Below are 3,548 nucleotides of genomic sequence, written 5' to 3'. Positions count from 1 at the left end.
ATATTACTCTTTTCTCTTATTATTTATTATTATGTCTGAATATGAACTAAAACAACTTTTAAATAATTTTATTTCCACTTGGGAAAATGAAATTATTGAATTTAAGCAAGCTGATAACACATATAGCATCGACAGTATAGGTGAATATTTTTCAGCATTATCAAATGAAGCAAGGCTGAATAATAGAAACTCTGCTTGGTTAGTCTTTGGCGTAAATAATAAAACTAAAAAGGTGGTTGGTACAAATTATCGTTCAGATAATAATGAGAACCTTAACCTCAATAAGTTGAAACTTCAGATTCAGCAGAATACTGATCCTGCAATGACTTTCCGACATATTTATGAAATCAATGACTATGATGGAAAAAGAGTTGTTTTATTCGAGATACCGGCAACACCTTTGGGAATGCCTCTAGCTTGGAAAGGGCATTTCTATAGTCGTTCAGGTGAGAGCTTAGTTCCTCTAACGACGAATAAATTAGATCAACTTCGTATAGTAGAAGATTGGTCTGCTCAGATTATCCCTAATGCAACTTTAGAAGATTTAGATGCAAAAGCTATTAAAGTTGCAAAGAGTGCATTTATTGAAAAATATGCAAACCGATTTTCTGCTGATGAAGTAGAGAATTGGGATATTTCAACTTTTTTAGATAAAGCTAAACTAACCCAAGATGGTAAAATTACTCGAACAACAATGCTTCTACTTGGGAAAAGCGAATCTTCATTTTTACTTTCTCCTCACCCAGCTCAAATGACTTGGAAATTAGAAACAAAAGATGAAAGAGCTTACGAGCATTTTTCAATTCCTTTTTTATTAACTACAACAGAGCTGTACAGAAAAATTCGCAATTTTCAGATTCGTTTATTGGAGAATGACTCTTTAATGGCAAGAGAAATCTCTAAATATGATCAGAAAATCGTTTTAGAGGCTCTACATAATTGCATAGCTCACCAAGATTATTTATTAAATGCTCGTATCATTGTTACTGAAAAATCAGATAAACTTATTTTTGAAAATATAGGATCCTTTTCTGAAGGGAAACCGGAAGACTATATAAATGGCTCTAAAACTCCGAAACAATATCGCAATACATTTCTTGCACAAGCAATGGTGCAATTAAATATGATTGATACTATGGGATATGGTATTTACGAAATGCATCGGAAACAAGCTCAACGATATCTACCTTTGCCTGATTACAACCTTGAACAAAGCAATACTGTAATACTCACGTTATATGGTGATATTGTGAATGAGGCTTATACTAGCCAACTTATTAATAATTCGAATATTTCATTTACAGATATTTGTGCTTTGGATAGGGTGCAAAAAAATCTACCAATAACAAAGGAGTCTGCAACACAGTTAAGAAAACAAGGGTTTATTGAGGGGCGTAAGCCTAACTATAGAGTTTCATCAGTAGTACAAAGATCTTATCCTCTAGAAGATAAAGTAAAATATATACATACTAAAACACAAGATGATGATTTTTATACTAAATTAATTGTGGAATATTTAACCCAATTCAGCACTGCAGATCGTTCAACTATCAATCATTTATTAGAAAGCAAGTTAAGTAATGAATTAGATATTCTGCAAAAAGATAAGAAAATAGCAAATTTATTAACAAAATTACGCCGAAATAATATTATCAAGAATATAGGCACTACAAAAAAATCGCTTTGGGTTCTTGTTCAATAAAAAATTTGCAGAAATACTGCAGAGAATTTGCAGAAATAATGCAGAGAATTTGCAGAAATACTGCAGAGAACTTGCAGAAATACTGCAGAGAATTTGCAGAAATCCTAAATAAAAACTATAGAACGATGATTAATTCACTGATTTTCTCAAAAGGAATTCTCAATATCCCAAACTTAAATAGCTTTTTACCGGATTGCAGAATAATTTTTGCTTCTTATTTGAAGAAAGCTATTCCGCATAGAATCTTGATAGATCAGGTGATTGGCTGGGGACTTCGCCCTTCTACTCGAAAAGCTCGTGCTTATGCAGTTAAGCACAACTTGCCCTTTGTATCATTAGAAGACGGCTTTCTTCGCTCATTAGGTTTGGGCGTAAAAGGCTACCCGCCATTTTCTCTTGTGTATGATGATGTGGGGATCTATTACGATACCACTCGTCCTTCTCGTCTAGAAAATCTATTATTAGAGCAACCTTTGCAAGATGAAGTTGAAATAAAAAATGCGGAGAAAGCTTTATCTCAAATTTTAACTTACCAACTGTCAAAATATAATCACGCATTAGATTTCTGCGAGCAAGTCCCTCCAGAGAGTAAGATTGTGTTAGTTATCGACCAAACCTTTGGCGATATGGCTGTAAAATATGGTCAAGCGAGCGAAGCTGATTTTAATAATATGTTAGAAACAGCAATAAGTGAAAATCCTAATGCTCAGATTTGGGTAAAAACACATCCAGATGTACTAAGTGGTAAGAAAAAAGGTTATTTAACTGATTTACCCCAATATGCTGATAAGGTAAGGATTATTACTGCAGATGTAAACCCGGCAAGTTTAATTAAATGGTGTGAGAAAGTTTATTGTGTAACTTCTCAAATGGGATTTGAAGCATTGCTATTAGGCATAAAAGTGATTACTTTCGGCCTGCCCTGGTTTGCTGGTTGGGGGATAACGGATGATCGAAATGAGAATATTCAATCACTTTTTCAGCAAAATAGAAGAACTGAACGTTCATTACTTCAGCTTTTTTACGCTGCTTATTTTGATTATAGCCGTTACATTAATCCAAATACAGGCAAAAGCGGTTCAATTTTTGATGTGATTGATTATTTACATAAAGTAAAAATATTGAATCAACGTCTAAGCGGAAATCTTTATTGCATAGGAATGTCTTTATGGAAACAGGCTGTCATTAAGCCATTTTTTAACCTACCACAATGTAAATTGCATTTTGTACGTTCGTTAAATTCTTTAGAAAAACGACCGCTTGCAGAGAATGCAAAAATTCTTGTTTGGAGTAATGGTAAGCCTGAAATTCTACAATTTGCGAAACAAAATAATATTCCGTTACTAAGAATGGAAGATGGTTTTATTCGTTCTGTTGGGCTAGGAGCAAATTTAGTTGCTCCACTTTCATTAGTGGTTGACGATTTAGGCATTTATTTTAATGCGGAAACTACTTCTCGATTAGAACAAATTTTATTAAAGGCAGAACATTTCTCTGATAATGATTTGTCTAATGCTGAAGCTCTAAGACAAAAGTTAGTTGCAAGCCATATTGGAAAATACAATGTAGGTAGTGGCGATGTCGATTTTAATGCTCAAGGCAAAAAAATTATTTTAGTGCCGGGGCAGGTTGAAGATGATGCTTCAATTAAATCAGGTTCTCCACAAATTAAGAAAAATCTGGATTTATTAAAAAAAGTCAGAGAGCTAAACCCTACAGCCTATATTGTTTATAAACCGCATCCTGATGTAGTTAGTGGAAATAGAATTGGCAATATTCCAAAGATGGAAGCTCTCCATTTTGCTGATCTTATTGTCGATAATGTGAATATTTTAGATTGTATTTT

Annotated in this window: 2 protein-coding genes; both read left to right on the top strand. The window is 33.4% G+C overall.

Annotated features, from left to right (window positions below; genetic code table 11):
* Positions 1-1,702: RNA-binding domain-containing protein (locus tag ACJHV0_RS05665; RefSeq protein ID WP_483133624.1), on the top strand; the 1,702-nt coding region annotated here is incomplete at its 5' end.
* Positions 1,703-1,827: 125 nt separating this feature from the next.
* Positions 1,828-3,548 (top strand): capsular polysaccharide biosynthesis protein (locus ACJHV0_RS05660; RefSeq protein ID WP_483133623.1); only part of this gene is annotated, 1,721 nt, incomplete at its 3' end.

This window comes from Mannheimia sp., from assembly GCF_056854775.1.
This window is presented reverse-complemented; position numbering and strand designations above follow the sequence as displayed.